General features: G+C 73.3%; 20 protein-coding genes. 9 read left to right on the top strand and 11 right to left on the bottom strand.

Translation table 11 applies throughout. From position 1 onward, the window contains the following. Positions 1-358: 358 nt before the first annotated feature. Positions 359-1,198, top strand: coding sequence for a hypothetical protein (locus ACFYUS_RS28575; RefSeq protein ID WP_388858085.1), 840 nt, complete (start codon positions 359-361; stop codon positions 1,196-1,198). A gap of 145 nt (positions 1,199-1,343) precedes the next feature. Here ACFYUS_RS28575 and ACFYUS_RS28570 read toward each other — a convergent pair whose 3' ends face one another. Then, a complete protein-coding gene (locus ACFYUS_RS28570; protein WP_388858082.1) occupies positions 1,344-2,930 on the bottom strand; it encodes a phospholipase D-like domain-containing protein in 1,587 nt (528 codons plus the stop codon). 451 nt (positions 2,931-3,381) lie between these two features. On the opposite strand from ACFYUS_RS28570, the gene ACFYUS_RS28565 reads away from it, so the two are divergent. Further along, positions 3,382-3,882, top strand: coding sequence for an STAS/SEC14 domain-containing protein (locus ACFYUS_RS28565; RefSeq protein WP_388858079.1), 501 nt, complete (start codon positions 3,382-3,384; stop codon positions 3,880-3,882). Here the strand turns inward: ACFYUS_RS28565 and ACFYUS_RS28560 are convergent. The 6 genes from ACFYUS_RS28560 to ACFYUS_RS28535 all read right to left on the bottom strand — a co-directional run bounded on the left by ACFYUS_RS28560 (position 3,863) and on the right by ACFYUS_RS28535 (position 11,689). After that, positions 3,863-4,384, bottom strand: a complete 522-nt coding sequence (locus ACFYUS_RS28560) for a DUF6529 family protein (RefSeq protein WP_388858076.1) — start codon at positions 4,382-4,384, stop codon at positions 3,863-3,865. The two genes, ACFYUS_RS28565 and ACFYUS_RS28560, sit on opposite strands and share 20 nt — an antisense overlap. Positions 4,385-4,448: 64 nt before the next feature. Further along, positions 4,449-4,994 (bottom strand): hypothetical protein, encoded by a 546-nt coding sequence (locus ACFYUS_RS28555; RefSeq protein ID WP_388858073.1) that lies wholly within the window; start codon positions 4,992-4,994, stop codon positions 4,449-4,451. Positions 4,995-5,187: 193 nt separating this feature from the next. After that, positions 5,188-6,399, bottom strand: coding sequence for an MFS transporter (locus ACFYUS_RS28550; RefSeq protein ID WP_388858070.1), 1,212 nt, complete (start codon positions 6,397-6,399; stop codon positions 5,188-5,190). A 234-nt stretch (positions 6,400-6,633) separates the two neighbouring features. Beyond that, the gene (locus ACFYUS_RS28545; protein WP_388858067.1) at positions 6,634-9,483 is read right to left on the bottom strand and encodes a type 2 lanthipeptide synthetase LanM family protein; all 2,850 of its coding nucleotides are present in this window, start codon (positions 9,481-9,483) and stop codon (positions 6,634-6,636) included. 154 nt (positions 9,484-9,637) lie between these two features. After that, positions 9,638-9,841, bottom strand: a complete 204-nt coding sequence (locus tag ACFYUS_RS28540) for a DUF6229 family protein (RefSeq protein ID WP_086827200.1) — start codon at positions 9,839-9,841, stop codon at positions 9,638-9,640. 387 nt (positions 9,842-10,228) lie between these two features. Next, the gene (locus tag ACFYUS_RS28535; RefSeq protein ID WP_388858062.1) at positions 10,229-11,689 is read right to left on the bottom strand and encodes a purple acid phosphatase family protein; all 1,461 of its coding nucleotides are present in this window, start codon (positions 11,687-11,689) and stop codon (positions 10,229-10,231) included. Between the two features lie 272 nt (positions 11,690-11,961). Here ACFYUS_RS28535 and ACFYUS_RS28530 point away from each other — a divergent pair, with 272 nt between their 5' ends. The 3 genes from ACFYUS_RS28530 (at position 11,962) to lanL (ending at position 15,045) form a co-directional block, all read left to right on the top strand. After that, positions 11,962-12,198: a hypothetical protein gene (locus ACFYUS_RS28530; protein WP_388858059.1), complete on the top strand. Its 237-nt coding sequence runs from the start codon at positions 11,962-11,964 to the stop codon at positions 12,196-12,198. A gap of 136 nt (positions 12,199-12,334) precedes the next feature. After that, positions 12,335-12,517, top strand: a complete 183-nt coding sequence (locus ACFYUS_RS28525; RefSeq protein WP_388858056.1) for an SflA family class IV lanthipeptide — start codon at positions 12,335-12,337, stop codon at positions 12,515-12,517. A 2-nt stretch (positions 12,518-12,519) separates the two neighbouring features. Continuing rightward, positions 12,520-15,045, top strand: coding sequence for a class IV lanthionine synthetase LanL (lanL, locus tag ACFYUS_RS28520; protein ID WP_388858053.1), 2,526 nt, complete (start codon positions 12,520-12,522; stop codon positions 15,043-15,045). A 359-nt stretch (positions 15,046-15,404) separates the two neighbouring features. Here the strand turns inward: lanL and ACFYUS_RS28515 are convergent, their stop codons facing one another. Beyond that, the gene (locus ACFYUS_RS28515) at positions 15,405-16,643 is read right to left on the bottom strand and encodes a pyroglutamyl peptidase (RefSeq protein ID WP_388858050.1); all 1,239 of its coding nucleotides are present in this window, start codon (positions 16,641-16,643) and stop codon (positions 15,405-15,407) included. Between the two features lie 243 nt (positions 16,644-16,886). On the opposite strand from ACFYUS_RS28515, the gene ACFYUS_RS28510 reads away from it, so the two are divergent. Both ACFYUS_RS28510 and ACFYUS_RS28505 read left to right on the top strand, forming a co-directional pair. After that, positions 16,887-18,407: an MFS transporter gene (locus ACFYUS_RS28510; RefSeq protein ID WP_388858047.1), complete on the top strand. Its 1,521-nt coding sequence runs from the start codon at positions 16,887-16,889 to the stop codon at positions 18,405-18,407. Continuing rightward, positions 18,404-18,997, top strand: a complete 594-nt coding sequence (locus tag ACFYUS_RS28505; protein WP_388858043.1) for a TetR family transcriptional regulator — start codon at positions 18,404-18,406, stop codon at positions 18,995-18,997. The genes ACFYUS_RS28510 and ACFYUS_RS28505 overlap by 4 nt, the downstream gene beginning before the upstream one ends. A 124-nt stretch (positions 18,998-19,121) precedes the next feature. Here ACFYUS_RS28505 and ACFYUS_RS28500 read toward each other — a convergent pair whose 3' ends face one another. Together ACFYUS_RS28500 and ACFYUS_RS28495 are read right to left on the bottom strand one after the other, a co-directional pair. Further along, on the bottom strand, positions 19,122-19,826 hold the full coding sequence (locus ACFYUS_RS28500) for a response regulator (protein WP_388858040.1): 705 nt from the start codon (positions 19,824-19,826) through the stop codon (positions 19,122-19,124). 17 nt (positions 19,827-19,843) lie between these two features. After that, a complete protein-coding gene (locus tag ACFYUS_RS28495) occupies positions 19,844-21,022 on the bottom strand; it encodes a sensor histidine kinase (RefSeq protein ID WP_388858037.1) in 1,179 nt (392 codons plus the stop codon). Positions 21,023-21,346: 324 nt separating this feature from the next. Between ACFYUS_RS28495 and ACFYUS_RS28490 the strand changes: the two genes are divergently transcribed. Further along, positions 21,347-22,132 (top strand): DUF4232 domain-containing protein, encoded by a 786-nt coding sequence (locus ACFYUS_RS28490; protein WP_388858034.1) that lies wholly within the window; start codon positions 21,347-21,349, stop codon positions 22,130-22,132. A gap of 100 nt (positions 22,133-22,232) precedes the next feature. Here the strand turns inward: ACFYUS_RS28490 and ACFYUS_RS28485 are convergent, their stop codons facing one another. Further along, positions 22,233-22,760 carry a DinB family protein gene (locus ACFYUS_RS28485; protein WP_388858031.1) on the bottom strand — a complete coding sequence of 176 codons (528 nt, stop codon included), beginning with the start codon at positions 22,758-22,760 and terminating at the stop codon, positions 22,233-22,235. 136 nt (positions 22,761-22,896) lie between these two features. Here ACFYUS_RS28485 and ACFYUS_RS28480 point away from each other — a divergent pair, with 136 nt between their 5' ends. Beyond that, positions 22,897-23,355, top strand: coding sequence for a group II truncated hemoglobin (locus ACFYUS_RS28480; RefSeq protein WP_388858028.1), 459 nt, complete (start codon positions 22,897-22,899; stop codon positions 23,353-23,355). Positions 23,356-23,431 lie beyond the last annotated feature (76 nt).

Raw genomic sequence — 23,431 nt, 5'->3', positions numbered from 1 at the left:
GGGTGACGGTTGCGCCAGCCGGACCTCGCTCCCGCGGTCGTCGCCGTGTCCCTCACCCGCTACGCCACCGCTCCCGACCGACCGCACCACCGTCGCCGGGCACGGGAGGGCACGGGCGGTGGGCGCGGCCGAGGGGGTCGGCCCGCTCGACGACCGACGCGATGGCACCGCGGCACTACGAAGCGGAGTCCGCAGAGCGACCGGGCGAGCGGGAGGAGCGGTACCGGAGCCCGGAAGCGCGCCGGTCTTCGACTCAGACGGACGGGGCGTGCTCCTGGTGACGTGGTCCCGGTTCTCCGTGTGGAGCGGGTCGGCGTTGCACCGGGAGGAGGTCTGATCGGCGATCTAACCTCGGGGCGTGAGACATGCCGAGCAACACGCCGAAGGTGCGGGACCGTTCACCACCCGGGTCACCTGGCGTCTGCCCGGTGGCGGGGAGGCGGTCTGGGAGTCGCGACTCGCTCGGCGCCGCGGAGTTCTCGCCGTCCGGGAGCCGGGCTCGGAGGCCCGCCGCCATGCGCGTGCCGACGAGGTGGCGGTCCGCCGCCTGCGCAGGCTCAACGCCGTAGCCGCGACGGCCTTCGTCATCGGCGGTGCCCTCTTCGCGGCCGGTGCCGGCGTCGCCCAGTTCGGCTCCGGTGACGCCACCGAGATCGCCTCGATCTACTTCGCCGGCGGCCTGTTCTTCAACACCGGCGGCTATGCCTCGCTCCTGCAGGTGATCAACGCGCCCCGCCACACGGTCGGCGGCCAGGCACTGGTCACCCACCGCTGGCGGTGGTGGAGCTACGAGCCGACGCGGGTGGACTGGCTGAGCGCCTTCCTCCTGTTCACCGGCACCCTGGTGTTCGGGGTCAACCTGGTGAACTCCTTCCTCCAGGGACTGGACGTCCACCAGATCAACCGGCTGATCTGGGTACCCGACCTGGTGGGCTGCGTGCTGTTCCTGATCTCCGGACACCTCGCCCTGGTCGAGGTCTGCCACGGCCGGCCCCGCCTGCTCCCGCGCAGCCTCGGCTGGTGGATCGTCGCGGTGAACCAGCTCGGGTCCGTCCTGTTCATGGTCTCGGCCCTCGCCGCGTACACCCGGCCGGTCACCGGCAGCCCGGTCAACATCGACATCGCCAACTGGGGCACCCTCACCGGCGCCCTGTGCTTCTCCGTCGGCGGCGTCCTCCAGTTCTTCGAACGCCCGTAGAGCCCCGTCGGCCTCGACGCCCACGCGGCCTCCGACGTCGGCCTGATCGCCTCCGCGCCCCGGTCCGACCGGCCTCCGTGCGCATCGCCGACCGGCACCTCGGGTCAGCGGACATGCTGACCCGGGGTGCCCGGTCGGGCGGGCGTCAGCCCTGGCAGACGCCGCGCGCGTAGTCGTACGTCGCCGTCGCCTGCGAGTACTTCCACTGCGGCGCGAGCAGCCCGTCGGCCAGCTGGCGCGCGGCGGCGGGGCTTTCGATCACGTAGCCGAAGTCCTGGAGCCAGGAGGGGTACAGGTTCTTCGAGCCGATGTAGAAGGCCGAGTCGTCCACCGAGACCAGCTTGTGGTGCTGGGCGTACGGCTTGCCGTCCGCCCACGTCGGCTTGTCCGAGGCGCGGAAGGTCGCGAGCTGCAGGTTCTGGCACATCGCGGCCCTTGCCTTGGGCGCGTCACCGGTCAGGGCCGTGAGGCGGCCGCGCAGGGCGTCGCTCACCTCGGACAGCGACTTGATCTGCGAGTAGCCGCCGCTGCCGATGGTGCCCCGGTTGGCCGGGTCGCTGACGACGATGCGCACCTTCACGCCGGCGGCGAGTTTCGCGGCGAGGGTGTCGTAGAGCCGGATGTCGTAGCGGGGCAGCGGCGGGCAGGTCGCGTTCAGGTCCTGCTGCGAGATCTCGACGTGCTCGGTCGCGCTCGCGACCAGTGCCCGCAGGGCGCTCTCCTCCGGGTTGACCGTGTCGTAGTCGCGGTCGGAGTTGGTGTGGTCGCGCACACCGAATCCACAGGTGGTGTCGGTGGCCGTCGGCAGGACGGGCTGGAACGAGGAGGACGGGTCGCTCTGCCGGATCCCGACGCCGAGGCCGCCGACCGCGAGGGCGGGGATGTCACCGTCGGCGGGCGGGGCGGCGGGCCGGGGCAGCGTGGGCAGGCAGCCCGCGCCGTTGGAGGAGGCGAACCAGACGCTGGCCCAGTTGCTCTTGTTGCGACAGGTCCAGTCCCACAGCGTGTCGAGGTAGCGTCCGGCGGAGCCCGCCGCCGGGCCGGACAGCGCGAGGTCGACGTCGTTCACCGGGTGGGTGGTGTCGAGGTAGTCGTCCTTCCAGCTGTTGATGCCGCCGGTGATCACCGAGTTCCCGTCCACCACCACCAACTTGGAGTGGTTCCAGGAGAAGGCGGTCTTCGACGTCGTCATCGAGGCCACGTTGAGGGTGACGCTCGCGGCCGCCGAGCCGAGCTTGTTCACCAGCTCGTCGCGGTAGGAAAACGGGATGACGTTGGCGTGGTAGACCGGCGCGGCGCCGACGAGGATGCGGACCTGGAGGCGGTTGCCCTTCTCCGTCGCCTCCTTCAGGCCGGCCACGATCGCGTCCTGGAAGCCGCCGTTGGGGAACGGGGCCAGCGTGGATATGTCCACGCTCTGCCGGGCGTTCGCGATGTCCTCGCGCACCTTCTCCAGCAGGCGTCGGGAGCCGGCGCGGTCGGCGCAGGCGGGATCGCCCCAGCAGCCGGGGGTCTGGAGCAGCCAGTCGGAGGCGCCGGGGGCGGAGGCACCCAGCCGGTTCCCCGACGTGCGCTCCCACACGGAGCCCTCCAGGCCGGGAGAGACCTGGCGCAGGGACTGCTCCACCGCGTCCAGGTGCGGGGTCGGAGCGTCGGCGAACGCCGGGGCGGCGGACAGCAGGAGGGTGGAGAGGGCGAGCGGAAGGGCCGTCGTACGGATGGTGCGGGCCAATGCGGTTCCTTGCTTTTCTGGGGGGGGGTGGCTCGGGCCGAGGGCTCCGCGGAGGGGACCTCGACCTTGATCAACTCACGTAAGTTACCAGCGCGTATCTCCTGGTTCACCCCAACCCACGCTGCTTTCAGCCGTAATCGCGCCCTGCACCGTCGTCGAGGCTTCCCGGCTATGGCCCCTGTCGGGGCGCGGCCGTGGAAGCCGGTCTCCTCGCCGACCTCCTCCGACGGCTCGCCCGGGGCGGCGGCGTAGCCGTGCGGGTACGGGCGGGCAGCCGGTGGCCCTGCGGCAGGCTGGTCTCGCGAAGGCCGAGCTGCCGGTACACCAGGTCGCGCAGCAGCGACTCGTGCGGGCACCCCACGGCCTGTTCGGCCGTCAGCGCGACCGCGACGTCGTCCGAATGCGATCAGCCGTGGCGGCTGTCGGACCGAAAGGCGAGGTCCTGGTCGGCATGGATGCCGCCGCCGAACCGGTCGGCACGGCTCCGGCCGCAGGGGCCGCGGCCAACGCCCGCCGGGCGGTACGCCGACCGATCCGGACCGTGGGGCGGATGCGGATGTGGGCGCGTGTCGCCTCCTCGAGCACGGTGATGGACGCCCGCGGGGCGCGACGGGGGCCGCTGCACCCGGCATCGGCGCCCTCCCCCACCGTCTCGGTCATGGACGCGGCGCAGGGCAGCGACATGCGGTTCCTGCTCGTCGTCCGCGACTTCGGCGGCATGACGAGTGGCGCCGTGCGGCAGGACCTCAAGGTCGGCGTCGAGCGTCTGCGGACCTGGAAGCGCATCGCGCTGGTCACCGATCTCGACCGGATGACCCGTCTCAGCGCGTTCTTCGGCTGGATGACGCCCGGCGGAACGAAGGCCTTCCCGCTGGCGGCGCGCGAGGAGGCGTCCGCCCGGGCGTCCGGCCGGGATCCGGACGCCCGGCCGGCTAGAGGCCCGGCGCGTTGAAGGTGTTGAGGTACCAGAAGGCCGCCGAGTACCAGAGCAGTGCGATCGTCAGGACCAGGGCGCCGCCGGCCACGGGCAGGACCCAGCCCGGCAGCCGGCGGTGCCGGACGACGATCACCTTGGCGACGAAGGCGCCGTAGAGGAAGCAGCCGCTCAGCGAGTGCAGGGCGGTGCGGGCGTCGGTCAGCTCCACCCCGTAGGCGACCAGGCAGTGCCGGGCGATCGGCAGGGAGAGCAGGAAGGCCGCGAGGCCGACGAGTCGGTGGATCCGCCCGACCGGCCGTGGCGCCGTCCCCAGGCCGGGCAGCCGGCCGTACAGCCAGAGCGCGAGCAGCAGCTGGACCAGCGCGAGGCCGAGGAGGGCGGTACCGAGCTCGGCCTTCAGCTGCTGGGCGTCGCCGAAGCGGGCGCCGAAGAGGCTGGCGGTGTAGGCCGGAGTGTGCGCGCGTCCGAACCAGTACACGCCGACCACCGTCGCGACCGGCAGAAGCGCCCAGAGCACGACCCGTACCGCCCGCCCGCGCCGCGCCCCTCCTCGCACCGGGCGTTCGTCGCCGGTCACCGGATCAGTCGCCCTCGACCTTGTTGCCGGCCGGGTTGACCACGTACCACTTGGCGCCGAAGGCGCTGGATTCCTCGCCGTTGGTGTCCCCCTTGGCCTGGTCGCCCTCGAAGTAGTACAGCGGGTGGCCGTTGTAGACGATCTGGGTCTTGCCGTCGGTGCGCGCGGTGGTGGACAGCTTGGCCTGGTCGGCGCCGTTGACGGCGGTGGGTGCGCCCGTGGTGAGGGCGGGCGGCCAGGCCGTGGCGCAGGCGTCGTAGCAGGTGGAGGTGGTCGAGGTGTCCTTCTCGAAGAGGTAGAGGGTCTTACCCTGGGAGTCCACCAGGATGTCGCCGAACTTGCCGACGGACGCCACGGCGACGCTCGCCCCTCCGCCCGCCGCGGTGGAGGCGCTGGGCGACGCGCTCACGGACGTCGTCGCGGACTGCGTGGTCGCGGGGGACGAGCTTGCCTGGCCGGTGCTCTTCGTGCTGCTGGAGCAGCCACCGCACACCGCGGTGCACAGGGTGACGGCGGCGAGCGAGACGGCCGCGAGGCGACGCTGGTGCATGGGGTTCTCCGGCAGATCGGGGATTGCCTGTCCCCCTCACTAGGGCCGCTACCGCCCGCCGCCGCCACGGTGGCGCGCCGCAGGGTCAGCGCGACGGGGGACACGGATGGGGCCGCCCGGGCGATGGCGTGTGCCGGACGGACGAGCACGGCTGCCGGGCTCGCGGCGTACGGGCCCCGCGGCATCGGCGTGATCAACGCCGCGGGGCGCGGGTGACGATCAGCAACACCACGGCGAGCACCTGGACGGCCACGACCACGGTGATCAGCAGGGGGATCGAGTAGCCGTACAGGCCGCCGATCAGCACGCCGCCGGCCAGGCTCGCGGCGCCGACCACGCCGGCGAACAGGCCGTACGCGGTCGCCCGCCGGCCGCTGGGCACCAGGTCCGCGACCGTGGCGCGCAGGGTGGACTCCTGGATGCCCATGGCCGCACCCCACACCAGCGATCCGGCGACCGCGATCCCCAGCGTGTCGGTGAACGCCAGCATCCCCACACCCGCCGTGAGCACCGGCAGGGCGATCAGGACGCGGGGGCCGTGGCGGTCGTACAGCCATCCGGTGGCCAGCGCCGCCAGGGCGTCCACGACCATCGCCGCCGCGTACAGCACCGGCACCCACGCGGCGGACAGCAGGTGCCGTTGAACCAGGTGGAAGGAGAGGATGCCGAAGGTGGCGAGCCCGGCCGTGGTGGTGGCCGTGAACGCGGCGTACGTCCAGAACTCCCTCGGCAGACGCCGGTCCCCCGCCTGATGGTCCGACGCCGGTACGGCCGTGGCGGCCGCCTCGCGCTCGTAGGCTTCCGGCTCCGGCACCCGGGCCCGCAGCCGGTACAGGAGTCCCAGCACCGCGAGGCCGGGCAGGGCGAGCACGCCGAGCGCCGGACCGTAATCGCCGCCGGTCAGCGCCAGCACCCCGGCCACGAGCAGGGGACCGATCAGTGCGCCGACCTGGTCCATCGCCTCGTGCACGGCGAAGCCCCGCCCCCGTCCCGTCGCCGCCGCGGCGTGGGACAGGAGGGTGTCCTTCGCCGGGGAGCGGACGGCCTTGCCGACCCTCTCGGCGATCACGAGGGCACACGCCACCCACAGCGCCCCGGCCGCACCCAGCAGCGGCACGGAGGCGACGGTCAGTGCGTATCCGGCGATGGTCAGGCCCCAGAAACGGCGGGTGCGGTCCGCCAGCGGGCCCGACACCAGCCGCAGCCCGAGCGCCGCCGCCTCACCGGCGCCCGTGACCACGCCGACGACCAGCGCCGAGGCCCCCAGCGACGCCAGCAGCGGCCCGGTGACCGAGCGGGCCCCCTCGTACACGACGTCGGCGAGCAGGCTGACCGTGCCGAACCACAGCACGAACCGCCACGGCCCCATCCCCACCGGCCCCGTCTCCACGGGCCGCGGTCCCACCGAGCGTCTCCCTTTCATGGTCCCCTCCCTCGGTGGAGCAGCAGGAGTGTCGGACAGGGTACGGAGCTCGGCCTCCCGCGCCGGCGGCGGGAGGATTCCATGCCGATGGTGCCGATGGTACGGCGAGGCCGCCGACCGACCACGGCTCTGTCGACGGCGGCCGGTCCGCGAGCGGGGCACTCCCACCCGCTCGCGGAGTCCGCCGCCGTTCGACATCCGAGGCGGGAGATCGCGTCAGGTGGTGTCCGGCCCCTCCGGGTGGGCCAGGAGGAGAGGCGAGCTCAGGCGTGCGTCGGGGTGCATCCGGAGCAGGTGGTGCACCACCCCGGACAGCCCGGGGAGCAGACCCGGTGCGAACGCCTCCTTGGCGAGGCCACCGACCGGACCGCGCTGCTCGATGCCGGTGATCAACTCTGCGTCGGCCCGTGCGGCGGACGGGCCCTCGTACCCCTTCAGGCCGCGCAGGTGGTGCAGGAGCTCCCAGAGTCCGAGGTCGCCGTGACAGAGGGTGTGGCTCCAGCCGAACCCCTCGCGCAGGCCGGCCGGCCCCGAGCGGAGCGCGGTGTCCAGGTGGCGGGGATCGCCCGTGCGCCGGTGGAGGTCGAGGGCGGCCAGGCCGATGCCCGTGCTGCCGTGGCACCACGCGGTGGGATGGTCGACGTCCCCTCCGATCCGCGCGTCGACCCAGGCGCCAGCCTCCGGCGCGTACAGCGACTCCTCGAAGTCGTGTGCCAGCGTGCCGAGTTCGTACCACCGGCGCCGATCGACCGGGCTCCCGGCGGACGAGAGGGCGAGCCTGGTGAGCGCCCACCCGGCGCCGGTGGCGCCATGGGCGAATCCGCCGATGCCCTCGGGGAACATCACCGTGGACCACCGCGCTCCGCGGTCGTCGACGACCGCGGTCCGCTCCAGATGCCGGCCGGCCTCCGCGGCGGCTTCCGACCACCGCTCCTCGCCGGTGAGTTCGGCGAGGTCGAGCAGGGGGACGACCACGCCGGCCGCGCCGCTGAGCACGTCGAGGGCGCGGTCCTCGGCGATGGCCTCCGGGGTCAGCAGCGCGGCCCTGGCGCGGGCGCGGTCGAGCAGCCCGGGCGCGCCGAGGAGGCGGTGCAGGGCGGCCCAGGTCCACACCTGCGAGGCGATGCCGGTGAACCCGCCGAGCTGACGGGTCGGCGTGGTGTCCTCGGTGGCGGACAACACCTCCAGGGTGCCGGCCAGCACGGACTCGACCCCGGCCACCGGATCGGCTCGGCCGGCCCGCTGCTCCCGCCGGTACTCCGCGAGGGCGAGGGCGACGCCGCCCTGCCCGGTGTAGAGGTCCGCGCCCAGCGGGCGGACGGCCCAGCCGTAGTCCGTGAGCACGGGACTGATCCAGGTCGCGGTGGCGTCGGCGCCGCGCACGGCCGCCTCGCAGACCGTCCGCACGGCCTCGGCCGCCAGCGTGCGGCGCCGCCGGTCCAGGTCCTCGGCGTGCGGCGCGCGGGCGGGCGTCCGTACCCGGTCGGGAAGCCTGCGTTCGTTCAGGTAGGCGCCGACCAGGGCGCTGCGGATGGTGTCGCGCTCACGGGTGAGGTCCGCCCGCCGCCACCCGGCGAGGAAGGCGTCAAGGCGCTGTCCGTCCACCCGCTCGCCGAACGCGGGGATGTCTCCGACCAGGAGGTCCGCCACCTCCTGGTCGATCACGGCCGGTTCGCGGGGCGCGCCCGGGGCGGCGAGGGCGTTGCGGTGGAGGATGTCCCTGGCCCGGGCCAGGGCGGCGTCGGGGTCGTGCAGCGAAGCCGGGTGCCAGAGCATCCGGCCGATGTCCGTGTACGTCTGCGTGGGCCGCCGGATCCTGCGGACCCGGCAGCCGTCGAACACCCGCAACAGCGCGTCGAGTCCACCCTCCGCGTCGAGCTCCGCCAGGGCCGCGGTGAGCCCGTCGAAGCCGGTCAGCACCTGGTCCCAGTGGCGGATCAGCACCGGCTCGGGGCTGGGGTGGTTGCGGGCCGGCGGCAGGTCCACCGCGGCGATCTCCATGCGGGCGGTGTCCCGTCCTCCGTCCGTGATGACCGGGACGCGGATCTGCGGCTGCTGACCGGGCAGACCACCGGCGGCCGAGAGGTCCACGCCGGCGAGGGCGTAGCCGTCGGTGCGCAGCGGGAGGATACCGGTGCGCAGCACGGTGTTGCGGATCGTCCGGGCCGCCCGGTCCACGGCGTCGCCGCGCCCGCTCGGCGGAACCTCGACATCGGGGGTGAACAGGGCCTCGGCGTCGACGACGGCGGGCACCGGGCCGTGGGCCACCAGGTTCTCGGCGTGCAGGTCGGTCCCGCCGAGGAGCCGCATCACCGCCAGCCAGCCGCCCAGGGCGCGGTAGAAGCGGGCGAGTTCCGCCTCGCCTCGGCAGTAGCGGTGATCGAGGTGCTCGGCCCAGCCGTAGCCGTCCCGTACCACCACCCTCGGTACGCCCAGGTCCTCGGCGCCGGGGACGGCGGCGACGAAGGAGCGCAGCGCGGCGTCCACCTCCACCGGTCGCGGCTTGTACATGACGCGGGCGGTCTCGAAGACCAGCATCGCCACCGCCCGGCCACCGTGGTGGGTGTCCCCTCGGGCGAGCTCCAGGGCGCGCAGCGGTCCGGGATCGCCCCCGAGCAGACCGGCGACGGCCCGCCGGTCCGCGGCGAGCCGCGCACCCAGCTCCAGGGCGCCCTCGGTCAGCAGACGTCCGGAGGCGAAGGCCCGTCGGCGCAGCGCCGGGTAGCGCCGGTGCAGGGTCTCGGAGAAGTCGGGCCCGGAGGCCTGCCGGAGGAAGGCGTCCCACCGCGCGGACGGGTCCGTGCCGGGCAGGTCGCCGGCGAGGGCGGCAGCCCGCAGCTCCAGCAGGAGCACCCGGTTGAGCCTGAGCTGGAGGGTGCGGCGGAGAGCCTCGCGCGTCGCCTCGCGCAGGACTTCCCGCTCGTCGGAGGCCAGCCCGGCCGTCCCTGGGATCCGGTCGTCCAGCTCCGCGAACAGCGGGGCCGCGAAGGCGTCCACGGGGCCCGCGAACCATCCCTCGGGCGGCGGTCCGTCGGCCGCGCGGGCCGCTGCCACCGGTTCCACCATGCTGAGTCCTCTCCTGACGTCTGGGTCGGGTTTCCGCACACGGGGGCCGGGCCTGCACATGGCCGGGCCTCGCCGGGCCTCGCCGGGCCTCGCCGGGCCGGGGAGCCCCTTGAGGGCTCCCCGGGTGGTGCGTCCGGTGCCGTACGGCGGTTCGTCAGCAGCAGTAGCTGTGCAGCGAGCCCGTACAGCTGCTGCACCCGGTGAGCAGCGCCTCGGTGCCGTCGGTCAGCGCGGCCTCTCCGGCCGCACCGCCCACGTAGAGCGGACCGGCCGGGTTGTCGGCGCCGAAGGCCGTCTCGGCGCCCTGGAGCCAGGCGGTGACGATCTCGTCCGCGCGGGTGGTGGACATGATGGACATGCGGTACCTCCTACGATTCGCCGGAAGTGCACGGAGCTACAGAATCCACCGGAGGTGGTCCGTCCGGGATCTGCCAGAACCGGCCAATCGTCGAGCGGGATTCCGGGCGCGTCCGGCCCGGTCCGGGGGCCGCCGGCGCGCGGCCGGAACGATGGCCGCCGGTCGGCGCGCCGCGGACGTCGGCCGTGGTCGCGGGCGATGTCGGCCCCCGGTGCGTCCGGGTCGGAGCGGCACCGCCGCGGGGCGCGAGGGGGACTGCGACGGCGTCCGTCAAGGGGCGCGGCCCCAGCCCATTCGGCCATTCCGCCCGTGGTGACGGCGCGTACGGGGCGGTGCCCGTCCGCGCACGACGGGCGCCACGGGCAACGGCTCGCGCCCCGGCCGGCGTCAGTCCCGGGCGTCCGCGCCGGGGCGTTCCAGAGTGAAGGTGTCGACCGGGGTCAGCTCTCCGTAGGGGCCGTCGAAGGTGTAGTACGTGACGTGCATCCGGGTGCGTCCGGTGCCGCGGGTGCCCGGGTCGACGTCGAAGGCGGCGAAGCCATGGGAGTGGACGCGGTCCTGGACGGCACGCCAGGGGGCGTCCTCGGTGGTGTAGACCGCCTTGCGGTGGCGGCCCTCGGGCACCTTGCCCACGTCGACGACGACGCGACCCTTGGGTTCCTCGAACAGGTCGTCCTGGGTGGTGGCGAAGTTGCCGCCCCCGCCGATGACCATGTGCACGGTGCCCTTCGCGGTGTCGGCGACATCGGTGCCGGTGGAGACCGGGATGGGGGTGCGGACCTCGTTCGGCAGGGTGCCGCGGAGCGGCAGCGAGCGCTCGTAGTAGTGCTCGTGGCCGCAGAGCACCAGGTCGACGCCGTACGCGTCGAAGAGCGGGCCCCACTCCTGGCGGACTCCGAGGTCGGCCCCGCCGCTGCGGTGGCTGGAGATCATCGGATGATGCATGAAGACGACGATCCAGTCGACAGCGGTACTTGCTCGCGCCGCCTGCAACTCCCTTTCCAGCCAGCGACGTTGCGCACCGCCGGAGTAACCGCGCAGATAGATGTCGCCGCTGTCCACGATCGCCACGTCGTCGTTGGCCAGGCTGATGAAACGGACCGCGCCGACGGTGAAGGCGTACCACAGACCACGGGTCTCGGCATCGGTGGCCGTCGTCGCGTCCGGCAGCGCGAAGTAGGTCTGGTAACCCGTGACGCCCAGGGGTCCGTTGCCCTTCTCGGTCTCGCCGTTGCCCACACAGGGCATCCAGGGGCGCAGCCGCGCCGAGCGGCTGTTGCTGATGAACCAGTCGGCCCAGGTCGCGACACGGTCCTCGCCGATGGCACCGGCCACGCCCGCGTAGCAGAGGTCGCCGTTGATCAGGTTGAACAGCGGACCGACCCGTTCCACCGCGGCCACGATGTCGGCGGACGCCTCGGTGCCGCCCTGGGTGCTGGTGTAGAGCGGGAAAGGACCGAGGGGCGGCGGCGTGTCCTCCGTGGGCCACTTGAGGGACCGGCGCAGGTTGGGCGTGCCCTGGTCGCCGAAGCTGGTGAAGGTGAAAGCGGCACGACCGCGCGGTGCCGTGGTGAAGGACCCGGTCTCCTGCGCGGTGCCGTCGTGGCCGGCCGAGTACAGGTAGGTGGTGTCCGGCCGCAGTCCTGTGATGCGGGCGTGATGGACGTACACCTCTCGCTGAGAGAGCCCGTCACGGTAGGTACGGGTCTCGGCGTCGACCACCCGCCCGGTGCCACCGTCCGGCGACCCCAGGTGTATCCGCGGACGCCGGACGGACTGGGGGCTGATCCAGGAGACGGTCATCTCGGTGGCGGGATCGGCGCCGAACTGCAGGTGCAGCCCGGCCACGCCCGGCACCCCGAGACGACTGGGCGTGCGCTGCAGCAACGGCGACGCCACGGCCGCCGACCCGTCGGCTGCTTCGGCGCTTCCCGCACCCCCGACGGCGGCGGCAGCCACGCCTGCCGTCGAGCCGGCGAGTAAGGACCTGCGCGGAATCGACATGAAGTTCCCTTTTCTCGAAGGAAGTTGATCGCGTGAACCCTAGGGCGCGCATCGAGCCGTGATCAATCCACGGGGCGCGCCTTCATGGCACGGCTCGTCCCGCCACACCGTCTGACGTGACGCGACGACAAATGACCGACGCGGAGCGGGAATTCATCGATCCACACCTGCCGATCGGCGCGTACGGCTCGTACCCGAGCGGCTGCGACAACAGTCCGAGGACGCCATCTGGCGGTTCGGGACGGCCGGGCGGTGGCGAGCCGCCGACCGAGTCCGGCGCCTGGTCGACCGTCCACGACCGCTTCCGGCAGCGGCGTGCCGCCGGGGTCGGTGCCGGGGTGGGAGTTCTCTAGAGCAGTCCCGCCCGCCCCCTTGTCAGCGGGTCCACCCCTCCCTACTTTTGTTCAGCGAGTCCCTGGCCCGGCGGGTCCACCGGCCCGCTTCGGCCATTGCCTGCTCCTCAGCGCACGACAACCCTGGAGGCGTCACATGCCCGTAGCCGTGCCCGAACTTCTGGAAGTCGACGGAATCCGCGACGCGGGTCCGCTGGAGATCGACGACGAGGCGATCGCGTTCGAGGACGACGACCGCAGCGACCGCGAGTACACCGCGTGTCTCGCCGACCCCTGGGTGACCGCCACCACCCGCTTCGCCTGTGACCTGAACTCGTAGCGGTGGCCGTTTCCATCGCCGGCCGCAGCGGTTGGTCCGATGACACATGGTCGTACCTGAACGATCCGCGGATGCCGGCGATGGAACACGGCTGGAAACTGCACGTCTCGGCGCGCCCCGGAGAGCTCGACGCCGTGACCCGGCTCGTCCTGCCGGTCCTGGCGCGGCACGTCTGCCACGCGAAGTTCGCCCGTGACCCGGAGACGCTGCGCCGCCTCAACTCCGGGGTGGTGAGCGCCGGAGCCGTCGGCAAGGCGGTCACCGTCTACCCCCTGGCCGACGCCGTGGTCGAGCTCGGCCGGGAACTCGCCGCCGTACTGCGGGACCGGGAGGGCCCTCGGATCGTCAGCGATCGGCGGGTCGACCGGAGGGCCCCGGTCTACTACCGCTACGGCCCCTTCACGGGCGACTACCGGACCGGCCGGAGCGGGCGGCTCGAATCCATCATGACCGGGCCGGACGGCCGGATCTTCGACGGCCTGGCCGTCGGCCGCTACAAGTGCCCGCCCTGGGCCGAGGACCCCTTCGCACGCGACTCCGGACACGGTGACGAGCCGTCCGCGGCCGGCTTCGGCGGCGGACGCTACACGGTCACCGCCGGCATCGCGCGTGCGCCCGGGGGCAACGTCTACCGCGCGGTCGACCGCACTCTCGGGCTGCCGGTGGTGGTCAAACAGGCGAGGGCCTTCGTGGGCGAGGACGAATTCGGTACGGACGCCCGCCACCGGCTGCGCAACGAGCGCACGGTCCTCACCGCGCTCGACGGCGTCACGGGTGTGCCCCGCGCACTGGACTACTTCGCTCACCGGTCGGACGAGTACCTGGTGATGAGCAGCTGCGGCGACCGGGACCTGCGCAGGGAGGTGCTGCGGAACGGCCCCTACCGGGACGACGACACCCGGCCGGCGCGCGCCCTGTCCGTCCTCGCCTCCCGGCTCCTGCGCGTCCTGGACGCGATCCACGGCCGGAACGTGGTGGTCCGCGATCTCAAGCCCGACAACGTCGTGCTCGACGACTCGGGCCCCGGCCACTGCCACGTGATCGACTTCGGGATCAGCGAGTGCGACGGCGCCGGCCCGGGTGGGGCGACCCCCGGATACAGCGAGCCGGTTCTGCGCGCGACCGGACCGGCCGCCCCCGCCGACGACTACTACGCCCTCGGCGCGACCCTCTTCTTCGCCGCCACCGGCATGGATCCGGTAATCGTCGACACCGACCACGGGGTCAACCGGGACCGGACCCTGGCCTGCCTGGCATCGGCGCTGCCCGGGCGCGCCCACCGGGAGATCCGGTCGTCGATCACCGGCCTCCTGAGCTTCGACCCGGCCGTACGGACCACCGCCGCCGACCGCCTGCGCACCGGCACGGCCGTCGCCGCGCCCCGGCCCGCGCGCCCCCGGATCGACAGCGACCTGCTGGACGAGATCATCGAGCACACGACCTCGTTCTGCGTCGGCGAAGCGCACGCGATCGTGGACCCGGTGCAGGCCGCACAGCTGAACGTCCCGACCTCGATCGACGTCTACGGCGGCAGTTCGGGACTCGGACTGGAACTCCTCCAGCATGCGCACCGGCCCCATGTGCGTTCTGCCGTCGACGAGTTGGCGCGGTGGACGGCGGAACAGTCCAGGAACCTGTCACCCGGCTTCTACACGGGGCGCACCGGCGTCGAGCTCTTCCTCGCGGAGGCGGGGCTGGAGGTGGGGTCGGATCACCCCGTCCTGCCGGAGCGCGCACCGGACGGCGGACCTCCGGAGGCAGACCTGATCGCGGGCGTCGCCGGAATCGGCCTCGGCCGGCTGCTGCTCGCCCGACACGCCCTCCGGTCCGGTCACCGACACGCCGCGGACCGGCACCTCGCCATCGCCGCCGACTGCGACCGGATGCTGGCGTCGGGCACCGCCCGACTGACCCCGACCGGCCCGGACACGGCCGGCAGCGCCGCACTCCGCGAGGGCATCGCGCACGGCGAGGCGGGCATCACCTGCTTCCTGCTCGAGTACGGCGACGCGACCGGGGACCCCGACGCGATCAGCCGCTCCGAGAAGGCCGCCGCGCGCCTGGCCGCCGTGACACCGGACATCATCGCAGCGGCCGCCGAGCCGGGGGCGACACGCCGCTACGGCTCGTGGTGCCGGGGCCTGGCCGGCATCGGGACCGTACTCGTCCGGGCCGCCGAACGCCTGGAGGAGCCCGGTTACCTCGACCTCGCCCAGCGGGCCGCGCGCGCCTGCGCCGCACTGGCACCGCGGATGCCGCTGGTCACGCAGTGCTGCGGACTGGCCGGAGTGGGCGACCTGATGGTGGACGTCGCGGAGGCGTCCGCGTCCGAGGAGTTCCGGGACGCGGCCGAGACCGTCGCCCTGCTCATCCTCAGCCGCAGCGGCGGCACCTGGTCCCGGCCCGTGTTCCCGGACACCGGTCTCGCCCGGTCGAGTGCCACCTGGGCCGGCGGCTCCGCGGGCGTGCTGGCCTTCTTCAGACGACTGCACGACCGGGGCGGTCCGCGGCTCGGCCTCGTCGCCTGACCGCCGCCACCGGCGGCGCGGTCGCCCCCGCCGCCCACGTCGTACCGGACACGCCCGACGTCCGGGCACGGCCGGCCCGGTCCGACCGCGGACCGTGGTGCATCAGCCCGGCCGTGGTGGCGCACGCCGCGGTGTCCTCCAGCAGGGTCGCGCAGACGGTGTCGTCCTCCACGGCGGCGTCGGAGAAACGGAGCCCCGGCGGCTCAGCCGACCACGGCGTCCGCGGCCCAGCAGCGGTCGTCCCCGGACGCCTCCCTCGGCGAGCGGGAGCCGTGGCCGTTCCAGGGCTGGGACCGGCCCGCCCACGTCGGACCACGCGGAGAGTCACCCGCTCCACGTCCGGCACGGCGCGCGAAGAATTACCGGGAGCCTGCGGCCACGGCGAGGATCGCCCGCACCTGGGCGATGATGTCGAGCCGGTTGCGTACGAACTCCGCGTCCGTGACCGTGCCCGTCGCCGGGTCGGTGTTTCCGGGGCCGAACTCGAGGACCGGCGTGTGGACATGGCCGCCGGGCAGCCGCGTCAGGCCGAGGCGGTCGCGCAGCAGGGTGGCCCGGTAGGCGATCTCGTTGGACAGGTAGTTCCCGCCGCCGCCCGCGCGGGCCGTGGAGCCGGGCGTCGGCCCGCCGGGGCGGACCACGGGGGTGCCGGCCCCGGCCGGCAGTTCGGTCACGGAGGTGTTGTCGTAGACGGGGAAGCGGCCGGTGGACGCGGCCGTGATCGCCTTGTACGGAAGGGTCGTCGACGTCCACTGGGGCTGCGCGGCCGGATCGGCGACGGGCACGGTCTCCGTACGCGAGAGGTTCTCGTTGTCGGGGAACCCGCCGCGCCAGGCCCCGTTGGTCCGCTCGATGTCGAACCGGCCGGGCCGGCCCTGGCTCACCGTGGTGAACAGGTCCACCTCCGGCAGGTGCGGGCGCAGGGTCCGCTCGACCGTGCCATCGGCGAAGTCCTGCCAGCGGACGGGGAAGACGGCCGTCTCGACCCGGGCGAGCGAGCCGTCGGAGGTACGCAGCCAGGTGCCGTCCAGGGCGAGCGCCGTGGCCCCGGAGGGGTTGCTGATCCGGGTGTCCCGGTCGAGCGTGAACGGGTCGAAGCCGGTCAGCAGGATCCGCTTCACGCCCTTCCCGGCCGGGTAGCGGATGGAGTCCTGGCCGCGCGAGGAGCGTTCGAGGCGGTCGAGCAGCCGGGCCCGGGCCTCCTCGGTGATCGTGAATCCGGGCCGCCAGGAACGGAGTTCACGGGTGAGCGCGAGTCGCGACCAGTACAGCGGCCGGTCGTCGTCCCGCGACAGGACGCCGCCCGCCTCTCCCCTGCCCTGCGCCCGGTCCACCGCCCGCCGCCAGAGCCCCGCCCCGTAGCGGGCGACCGTCCGCCCGGCCGCGGCGAAGGAGTCCGCGTCGGCGAGCGCGTCGGCGAACTCCGGTGCCAGGGAGGCGAATCCGCTGAGCCTCAGGATCTCCTGGGGCGCGGCCCGGTCGAGCCGGGCCTCTTCCGCGGAGACCGCGGTCGTCCCGGCGGCCGGGGCGGGCGGGGTCGCCAGGGCCAGACAGGCGGCGGCGAGGGGGAGGGCGAGTGCGCTGCGTATCGAGGTCACCTGGGTCCTCTCGTACGAACATGGCGTTCCGCCGGAAGCGGACCTTCGCAAAGGCGCCCAGGCTACGGCGCCACCGTCCGCGCCCGCCGGGTCTTCCACCGGGGATGGCCTGATCCGTACGCGGCGAGTCGGGGTACCGGGGACCCCGGCCTTGGCTGGGGGTGCACACTTGTTTACCCTGGGGGTGAACACATGTGCACCCCTCCCCCTCCCCTCCGCCTCCCGCACCGCCTCTGGAGCACGATGCCCTCCGCCGAATCCGAACCCGAATCCGCTCCCGCGCCCATATCCGGCTCGGCGTCCGGAGCCGCCCGCTCGCGGCTCGTCGTCCCCGTCCTCGCCTTCTGCGGCATGGTCGTCGCCGTCATGCAGACCCTCGTCGTGCCGCTGCTGCCCCACGTGCCCGAGCTGACCGGGGCGAGCGCGGGCGCCGCGGGCTGGCTCGTGACCGTCACCCTGCTCACCGGAGCGGTGTTCACTCCGGTGCTCGGCCGGGTCGGCGACATGTACGGCAAGCGGCGGGTCCTCCTCGCGTCGCTCGGGGTGCTCACCCTCGGTTCCGTACTGTGCGCGGTCAGCTCCGACATCGGCGTACTGATCACCGGTCGGGCCTTCCAGGGCGCGGCGCTCGCCGTGATCCCGCTCGGCATCAGCATCATCCGCGACGAGCTCCCCGCCGAGCGCGTACTGCCGTCGATCGCGCTCATGAGCTCCTCCCTCGGCATCGGCGCGGCGATCGGAGTGCCCCTGGCCGCCGTCGTCACGGAGAACTTCGACTGGCACACCATGTTCTGGGCGTCCGCCGCGCTCGGTCTGCTCGACCTCCTGCTCGTGCTGGCGATCGTGCCGGAGTCGGGGGTGCGTTCCCCGGGACGCTTCGACGTGCCGGGCACGCTGGGGCTGGCCGTCCTGCTGGTCGGTGTGCTCCTGGCGATCACCCAGGGCTCCGACTGGGGCTGGACCTCCGCGCTGACGCTCGGCGTGCTCGGCACCTCGGTGGCCGTGGGGCTGCTCTGGGGCTGGTACGAGCTGCGCACCCCGTCCCCGATCATGGACCTGCGGGTGTCCGCCCGGCCCGCCGTGCTGCTGACCAATGTCGCGGCCCTGCTCATCGGCTTCTCGTTCTACGCGAACTCCCTGGTCACCGCCCAGCTCGTACAGGAGCCCACGAGCACCGGTTACGGCCTCGGCGCCTCCATCGTCGTCAGCGGGCTGTGTCTGCTGCCCGGCGGACTCGCGATGGTGGCCCTGTCGCCCCTCTCGGCGCGGATCTCCGCCACGTACGGGCCCCGTACCGCGCTCGCCGGTGGAGCCGTGGTCATGGCCCTGGGCTATGTGGTGCGCTTCTTCACCAGCCACAGTCTCTGGCTGATCGTCGCCGGTGCCACCGTGGTCGCCTGCGGCACCGCCATCGCGTACTCCGCGTTGCCCGCCCTCGTCATGCGGGCCGTGCCGGTGAGCGAGACCGCGTCGGCCAACGGCCTCAACACCCTGATGCGCTCCGTGGGCCAGGCCTGCTGCAGCGCCGTGGTCGCCACCGTCCTCGCCCGTGTGACCTTCGTGGTGGGCGGCCACGGCGCGCCGACGCTCCACGCGTACCTGCTGATCTTCCTGATCGCCGCCGGAGCGGCCCTGGCCGCCCTCGTCGTCACCCTTCTCCTGCCCTCCGACCGGCCGGGCCGGGGCACCGCGCGCGACGGCGACCGGCCGGGCGGTACCGTCACGGTGTCACCGCCCCTCAGTGCCGCCCGAGGAAACGCATGAGAACCGCCGACGAACCCACCTCCCCGGCCACGCGCGGAGGGGAGGAGGGCCCGGAGACCGGGCGCGACGCCATCATCCGCGCCGCGCGGCGGGCGTTCACGCTCAAGCCGTACGCCGAGGTCACCATGCGCGGCATCGCCGCGGCGGCCGGGGTGAGCCCCTCCTTGATCGTCAAACGCTTCGGCACCAAGGAAGCCCTGTTCAACACGGTCGTCGACTTCCGTCCGGCCGCCGCCGAACTCTTCACCGCTCCGCTGCCCGGCCTCGGCCGGCACCTCGTCCTGACCATGGTCGACCTCCGCGACCGGCTCCGCGGCGACCCGCTCCTGCGCGTGGTGTTCTCCCTCGGCATCGAGGACGAGCGCACCCTGCTGCGCGCCCGCTTCCGCGAGCAGATCACCGACCGTCTCACCGGCATCCTCACCGGCCCCGAAGCCCGGCTGCGCGCCGAGCTGATCGCCGGTCAGCTCCTCGGTCTGGGCGCCACCCTGAGCCTCCACCGTCCCGACGGCGCCACCGCCCACGCCACCGTCGAACGACTCGCGGACCTCTACGCCCCCGGCATCCAGCACCTCGTCGACGGGCCCTGAGCGACGGCACGGCCGGGCACGCCCCGGACCGCCTCCGGACCACTTCTGGACCAGGGCCCCGCTCCGGCCTCTGGACGAGGGCCCTGGTCGGCCCTCCGGCCAGGGCTCCGCTTCCGGCCACCGGTCACGGCGCGTGGGGGCCGCCGCCTCCCGGTGCCACCAGTCCCGTCTCGTAGGCCAGCACCACGGCCTGGGCCCTGCTGGTCAGGTCCAGTTTCGCCATGGTGCGGTTGAGGTGCGTCTTGACGGTCGCCTCGGAGATGAACAGACGCTCCGCGATCTCCGCGTTGGACCTGCCGGTGCCGGCCAGGCGCAGCACCTCCGTCTCGCGGGCCGTGAGCTGGTCGATCTCCGGCCGCCGGCCGACGGGGACGGGTTCACCGGGTGCCGACGTGCGGGTGAAGGCCTCCACCAGTCTCCGCGTCACGCTCGGCGCGAAGAGCGCGTCGCCTCCCGCGACCGCCGCCACCGCGGCGAGCAGTCGCTTCGGGCCGGTGTCCTTGAGGAGGAAGCCGCTGGCGCCCGCGCGCAGTGCCCGGTAGACGTACTCGTCGAGGTCGAAGGTGGTGAGCATCAGGATCCGCGGCGGCGGGCCGGCCTCTTCGGTGTCGTCGGCGAGGATCCGCCGGGCCGCGTCGATGCCGTTCATCCGGGGCATGCGGATGTCCATCAGGATCACGTCGGGCCGCAGTCGGGCCGCCTGGGCGACGGCCTCCTCGCCGTCGCCGGCCTCTCCGACGACGGTCATGCCGTCGGTCGCCTGCAGCAGCCCCACGATTCCGGCGCGGATGAGGTACTGGTCGTCGACCACGAGTACCCGGGTCGTCATGGCCGGCCGCTCCCCCTTCAGCTGTCGGCCGGCGTCTCTCCTGCCGTGGCGGTGGAGGTCGGCAGTGTCAGCCGTACGCGAAAGCCCCCTTCGGGACCTGGGCCTGTCGTCACGGCACCACCGTAGAGCTTGGCGCGTTCCTGCATCCCGATCAAGCCATGGCCATCCCTGGCGTCGACTCTGACCGGATCGACACCCGGCCCGTCGTCCGTGACGCTCACCAGGAGGCGGTGCGGCTGATAGCGCACCTTCACCACGGCGGTGGCCGGCCGCGCGTGTTTCAGTACGTTGGTGAGGGCCTCCTGCACCACCCGGTACGCGCACAGTTCCACTCCGGGCGGCAGCGTTCGGGACTGTCCCTCCACGATCAGTTCGACGGGCACTCCGCCGGCGCGCATCCGGGCTGCCATGTCCGCGAGGCCGCCCAGCGTGGGCATGGGGGCGTACGACTCGGGGGCGTTGTCCCCCGCGCGGAGGAGGGTCAGCATCCGCCGCATCTCCTCCAGCGCCTCGCTCGACGTGTCGGCGATGGTGCCGAGTGCTCTGCGGGCGGTGCCGGGATCGGTGTCGAAGACGTAGTCGGCCAGGCCCGACTGCACGGAGATCACCGATATGTGGTGGGCGATCACGTCGTGCAGTTCGCGGGCGATCCGCGCCTGTTCCTCGGCCACGGCCCGGAGCGCCTTGGCGTCGCGTTCCTCCTGGAGCTGGGCGGCGAGTTCGGCCAGCCGCCGGCCGCGCCGTTCGGACTCGCGCGCGGACTGGCCGAATCTCACCAGCACCGCCGGGACGACGAAGCCCAGTCCCGCGGCGGCCGCCACCGAGCCGTGGGGGGCCGCGAACCCCCCGTACAGCCAGATGACGCCGAGCGCCGCGCCGGCGGTGACGGCCGTGCGCAGCGGGCGGGTGGACGCGACGGTGTAGAGGGCCAGTTGCGCGGCGAGGCTGTTCACGACCGGCCAGTGGCCGAGGGCGATGTACACCGTCCAGAGGGTGAGGATGCCGACCGTCACCGCGCTCGGGTGTCGGCGCCGCCCGCACAGCAGCAGGTGGATGGCGAGCGTCAGCAGGAAGCCGGGTGCGTCCAGCGGCGGATACCCCTCGCCGGTGTCCTGGCGGCCGAGCAGGAGCGCGCAGCCCAGGACGGCCGACGCGATGCCGGTGTCGACGAACAGGGGGGATCTGGGTATCGGCACCCGCGGACGCTGCATCGGCGCAGCCTATCGACGGACCGTCCCACCGGCGTCAACCGTACGCGGTACCGCGGGAGGTGGAGGCGACGGCCCTGCGGCCCTGCTCTCCCTGCCGCGCCGGGCCTACCGCCAGGGTTTACCCGGGGTCCACCGGCAGGTTGACGCCGGGGAGGACGGCTGCCGCGTACCGTCACGGCCATCGAGTCGGCGGAGCGCGGACGAGCAGTCGCTCGTGTCGGCGCCGAGCCGGGTCGACTCGCAGGCCGGGTCGACTCGCAGGCCCGCGATGTCGGCTCCGGCACCACGAGAAATCCACGGGGGAACACCATGCGCACCGCCCGCAACACCTGGAAGACCTACGTCCTGGGAGGCGTCGCCGTCGCGGCGCTCCTGTCGTCGACGGGCTGTCAGGAGAGCGACACGTCCCAGGGGGCGGGCGCTCCTGCGCCGTCCTCCACGAGCGTGTCGGACGGTCCGAGCGGGGCCGGCAGTCCGAGCGCGTCGAGTTCTGCCACCCCCGTCGACGGGGGTGACGGGGGTGGTTCGACCGAGACCGCTCGGACTCCGGCCGGTGAACCGCCCGCCACGAGTGCCGGTTCCGGGAGCGGGGGCTCCGGGAGCGGTGGTTCCGGGGGCAGCGGCTCCGGCAGCGGTGGTTCCGGGAGCAGGGCCAGGACCACGGCGTGCACCGACGAGAACATCTCGGTCACGTCGAGGGCCGAACCGCACGACGAGCTCCGGCACCTCACCCTCACGGCCACCAACATCGGCGACAGGACCTGCACCCTCTACAAGTACGCGCTCATCCGCTTCGACGAGGGCTCCTACGACGAGGTCGGCCCGCTCGAGTCCAACGCGAACGCCGTCGCCACTCTCGCCCCGGGCCAGAAGGCGTACGCGGGGATGCGGCTCTTCGTCGCCGGCGAGGAGACCCGCGCGGTGAAGACCCTGACCCTGGGCTTCCAGGGCCGCGACTCGGCCGACGAGATCGGCTCGCCCGTCGACGTCCCGCTGCCCGGCGACGTCCCCTTCCTCAACATCGGGCCCACCCCGGGGGTCACCTTCTGGGACACCGACCTCAAGTCCGTCCAGAGGTTCACGTTCGCCAGGTGACGGCCTCGGGGTAGGCCTCCGGCCGATGGCCCGGCGGACGGACCACCACTGGTCCCGGTGCAGGCCCGGTCGCACGGGATCCGCCGGGCGGGGTGGCCGCTCAGTCCCCCGTCACCCCGTCGGTCCGCTCCCGCAGGAAGTCGGCGTGGCCGTTGTGGCGGGCGTACTCCTGGATCATCAGCATGTAGACCCAGCGCAGGCTGAGCGGAACTCCACCGCGGGAGACGAAGGTCTCGTCGAGGTCGTGTCCGGCCGCCGCCGCGTCGCAGGCCGCGATCTCGGCGCGGAACCGTCCGAAGTCCCGCTCCGCGTCCGCCGCGTCGACCCCGGCGAGCCCTTCGTCGCCGTCCGACGGGCCGGTGAAGACGTCGCCGACGTCCTCGCCCGCGAAGCTCCGCCGGAACCACCACCGCTCCACCTCCGCCATGTGCCGCACCAGCCCGAGGAGGCTGAGTCCCGAGGGCTCCACCGCCGTCCGGGCCAGCTGGACCGACGTGAGCCCGGCGCACTTGGCGAGCAGCGTCTCCCGGTGCCGGCGCAGCCAGCCTTCCAGCATCTGACGCTCGGCCACGGTTCCCAGGTCGCCCAGCCGCTGGGTGCGCGCGACCGACGGTGCTGTCCATGTCATGGCCCCAACCTGCCCTCCCCTCCGTACGGGTTCAAGCAGGCGGGGGAATCCGCCGACCTCCTGAGCGAACATCCTTGGATCCGGGCCGTGTTGCGTGAAAGCTGGCAGGACACATCCCGGATCACGGAGGTCTTCCATGAGCGCCGAGCACACGAACACCCTGTACGAGGCCGTGGGCGGCGCCGACGCGCTGCGCCGGCTCTCCGAGACGTTCTACGAGGGGGTTCTCGCCGACCCCCTCCTCGCGCCCGTCTTCGCCGACTTCACCCCCACCCATGTGGAGCACGTGGCCGTGTGGCTGGCCGAGGTCTTCTCGGGGCCGGCCGGGTTCACGGCGGAGCACGGCGGGCATCAGGCCCTGCTCCGTGCCCATCTCGGTCTCGGCATCACGGAGGAACAGCGGCTGCGCTGGATGGAGTTGATGGCGGCGGCCGTGGAGAAGGAGCTGCCGGACGACGCCCTGCTGCGCCGCCGGGTGATGGAGTACTTCGACTGGGGGACGCGGATCGCCAAGGACGTCTCGGCCTCGGCCCCGGGGACGGACCTCGGCGAGCCCGGCCCCACCCCGCGCTGGGGCTGGGACGGCCTCGCCTGACCCCGCCACCGGCAGGCGCTGGAGCGGACCGGGGGTCCGGTCGGCCGGCCAGGACTGCCTTTCACGTTCACTCGAT

Origin of the sequence: Streptomyces sp. NPDC004284 (assembly GCF_042874035.1) — a bacterium.
Classification (GTDB): Bacteria; Actinomycetota; Actinomycetes; order Streptomycetales; family Streptomycetaceae; genus Streptomyces.
This window is presented reverse-complemented; position numbering and strand designations above follow the sequence as displayed.

What these genes read in the sequence shown, in the direction of transcription:
- ACFYUS_RS28565 (WP_388858079.1), top strand. Translation starts at nt 3,382, where the DNA reads ATGGATGCCGCCGCCGAACCGGTCGGCACGGCTCCGGCCGCAGGGGCC.
- ACFYUS_RS28525 (WP_388858056.1), top strand. Translation starts at nt 12,335, where the DNA reads ATGCCCGTAGCCGTGCCCGAACTTCTGGAAGTCGACGGAATCCGCGAC.
- ACFYUS_RS28510 (WP_388858047.1), top strand. Translation starts at nt 16,887, where the DNA reads ATGCCCTCCGCCGAATCCGAACCCGAATCCGCTCCCGCGCCCATATCC.
- ACFYUS_RS28505 (WP_388858043.1), top strand. Translation starts at nt 18,404, where the DNA reads ATGAGAACCGCCGACGAACCCACCTCCCCGGCCACGCGCGGAGGGGAG.
- ACFYUS_RS28540 (WP_086827200.1), bottom strand. Translation starts at nt 9,841, where the DNA reads ATGTCCATCATGTCCACCACCCGCGCGGACGAGATCGTCACCGCCTGG.
- ACFYUS_RS28500 (WP_388858040.1), bottom strand. Translation starts at nt 19,826, where the DNA reads ATGACGACCCGGGTACTCGTGGTCGACGACCAGTACCTCATCCGCGCC.
- ACFYUS_RS28485 (WP_388858031.1), bottom strand. Translation starts at nt 22,760, where the DNA reads ATGACATGGACAGCACCGTCGGTCGCGCGCACCCAGCGGCTGGGCGAC.
- ACFYUS_RS28555 (WP_388858073.1), bottom strand. Translation starts at nt 4,994, where the DNA reads ATGCACCAGCGTCGCCTCGCGGCCGTCTCGCTCGCCGCCGTCACCCTG.
- ACFYUS_RS28480 (WP_388858028.1), top strand. Translation starts at nt 22,897, where the DNA reads ATGAGCGCCGAGCACACGAACACCCTGTACGAGGCCGTGGGCGGCGCC.
- ACFYUS_RS28490 (WP_388858034.1), top strand. Translation starts at nt 21,347, where the DNA reads ATGCGCACCGCCCGCAACACCTGGAAGACCTACGTCCTGGGAGGCGTC.
- ACFYUS_RS28545 (WP_388858067.1), bottom strand. Translation starts at nt 9,483, where the DNA reads ATGGTGGAACCGGTGGCAGCGGCCCGCGCGGCCGACGGACCGCCGCCC.